We start from the raw sequence: 2,836 nt of genomic DNA on the forward strand, positions 1-2,836 counted from the left end.
ATGCCCGGCACCCTGCCGAGCCAGCCGACCAGCGGCGTCAGCACCGCCATGGCCACCGGCGACAGCAGCAGCGCCACCGCGGTGCCCAGCGCGAAGCCGCCCGCCACGTCCGTCGGGTAGTGGACGCCCATGTACACGCGGGACAGACCGGCCAGGACCGCCAGCAGGATCGCCAGCACGCCGAACTTCCGGTGCGCGAGGAACAGCGCGACCGCCATGGCCATGGCCAGCGTGGCGTGGTCGCTGACGAACGAGAAGTCGTCCTTGCCCTCGACCAGCACCTCGAGCCCGCGGTGCGTCATGAAGGGCCGCGGTCTCTCCACGAAACCGCGTATGGGTATGTTCACGATCACGGCCAGCAGCGCGGCGACCGGCATCCAGACGATCGCGGCCACGGAGGCGACGACCGACTCCCGGTCGGCGAGGCCGTCCCGCCCGAGCCGCCGGACGCTGACCAGGCACCACAGCCCCAGCGCCACGATGGCGAGCGGCAGCCCGTACTCCCCGACGTACTCCATGATCCGGTCGAACCAGGTCGGAGCCGCCTCGGCCAGGCCGTTTATCTCGAAGAGCAGGCCGACATCGGGATTCGACCCGGATTCGGCGAGTCCAGCCATCGTGCAGTCGGCCCCTTCATCTGTGCCTTCCGGCGCGTGTCGTTCATGCCGCCGGCGCGCCCGCGCGTCCTTCGCGCGCACGCGCCGCTTCTCCACCCCCGTGGTGCGACGTACGGGCCCCTGCGGTCCCGTACATCAAAGGAACGCATGAACCTCGCTCAAGGGTTCCATTTCCCGGCGGAAGATCACCGAGACGTTACCCAAGAGCAACCCGTCCGTGCAGCTCAGGGCAGAGCTTCACGTCACGCACACGCCCCACCGCGATGCGCACACGATCCCTCCGCGTCGCACACCGGCCTCACGCCGTGCGCGGGAGCGCCGCGGCGCCGGCGGCGGTCACCCGGGTCGCACCGAAGTACTTGGGGGTGTCCACCGGGTCGAAGCGGATCACGGCACCGGTGTACGGCGCGTCGATCATGTAACCGCCGCCAACATAGATGCCTACGTGATCGATTGCCCGAGAATCAGTGGGGTCGTCCGAAAAGAATACGAGATCGCCCGGAAGAAGTTCATCCCGCGACGGATGCGGCCCGGCGTTGTACTGATCATTCGCCACCCGCGGCAGGTCGATCCCCACGCTCGCGTAGGCGGCCTTCGTCAGCCCGGAGCAGTCGAACCGGCCGCCCTGGTCGGCGGTGCCGTTGCCGCCCCACAGGTAGGGCGTGCCCAGCTTGTCCTGCGCGTACATGATCGCCGAGGCCGCCTGCCGGCTCGGCTCCAGCCGCGTCTTCGGCCGGGCGAACGACTTCTCCAGCGCCCGGATCCGCTTCACGTAGTTCTGCGTCTCCGTGATCGCCGGCACACCGCCCGACCGGATCACCCGGTACGCCCCCGCGTTGTACGCCGCCAGCATGTTGTTCGTCCGGTCACCCGGCACGTCCTCGACGTACTTGGCGAGCTCGCAGTCGTAGGAGGCCGCCGACGGGATGGCGTCCTTCGGGTCCCAGATGTCCCGGTCCCCGTCCCGGTCGCCGTCGATGCCGTGGGTGGCCCAGGTGCTCGGGATGAACTGCGCGATCCCCCGCGCGTCGGCGTGGCTCACCACGTCCGCGTCCCAGCCGCTCTCCTGGTACAGCTGGGCGGCCAGCAGGGCGGGGTTGATTTCCGGACAGAGATTCCCCCAGGTACGCACCAGCTCCGTGTACGCCGCCGGGACGGATCCCTCGGCGACGTCCACCGCGCCCTGCGCCGCGCCGCGCACCAGGTTGCCGGCGACGACGTACACGCCGACGACCAGGACCAGCACGAAGCACATGACGGCCCCGAGGACCGCCCCTCCGGTCAGCCACGCCTTTCGCACGACCACAGCCCTCCCCCACACAGTGACCCCGCCGGCGCCTGGCCGGCCCTTCTCCTCCGCACGGCCGTCCCCGCCTACTCCGGAACGGTGAAGCCGTCGCAGGCGACACTGGCGTACTTCTTGGGCGCCTCGACGTGCATGAACATGACTGTCCACTGTCCGGGGTCGTCACGCAGCGGCAGGGCGGTTCCCCGTTTCTTCCCGTCCACATGGAGGGCGAAGTCGTCGGGGTAGGTGAACTTCACCCACTCCGTTCCGCCCGGGCCGGACAGGTCCACCGGCTTGCTCGCGAACCCGAGCGAGCGGTTCTCCATCAGCCCCAGCCCGGACTCCGCGGCCTCCTTGGCCGGCACGTCGTGCGGAGGCTTCACCACGGCGGACACGTGGTATCTCCCCTCCGGCGGCCGCTTCCCGTCCAGCCGCATGGCGATGTCGATCTTCCCGGTGGACACCTCCTCCTGGCTCCGCGGTACGGACCACTGGAAGGACTGGGAGACCTCCTCGGTCGTGAGGTTGCACTCCCCACCGGACCAGTCGCCGGGATCCGCCTCCCAGAACACCACGTTGGGCGCGGTCTGCTCGATGTACCGCGGCGGCTGCGGACCCTCGTCGTTCCCCTTCGCCGGGGAGGCGGAGGCTCCCCGAGTGGGTTCGGCGGTGCCCGCCGCCCGCTCCTTGCGGTCGTCGCCGTCCTCCCCGCCGTCCGGCAGGGCCAGCAGCACGCCCCCCGTCACCGCCGCCGCCAGGACGACGGCGCCCGCCACCGTCCAGGCGCGCCGCCGTAGTGCCGCTCCACCCGGCCGGGTCAGCTGCGTGGGCGTGTAGCCGTCGGCGGTGGGCAGGTCGTACGGGGCGGCGGGCGGCGCGGAGACCGGCATCGGCGGCGTCGCCACCGGGGCCGCACCGGCGACGGCTACAC

The 2,836-nt window shown here is 70.8% G+C and carries 2 protein-coding genes and 1 pseudogene; all 3 read right to left on the minus strand.

Annotated elements, in window-relative coordinates:
* Nucleotides 1-617: phosphatase PAP2 family protein (locus ACOV8S_RS01875; protein WP_448315621.1), on the minus strand; the 617-nt coding region annotated here is incomplete at its 3' end.
* A gap of 298 nt (nt 618-915) precedes the next feature.
* Entirely contained in the window at nt 916-1,917 is a 1,002-nt protein-coding gene (locus ACOV8S_RS01880) for a C40 family peptidase (protein ID WP_448315623.1), read from the minus strand.
* 74 nt (nt 1,918-1,991) lie between these two features.
* Nucleotides 1,992-2,836, minus strand: a pseudogene (locus tag ACOV8S_RS01885) (hypothetical protein); the annotation flags it as partial.

This window comes from Streptomyces sp. CO7 (assembly GCF_053474865.1).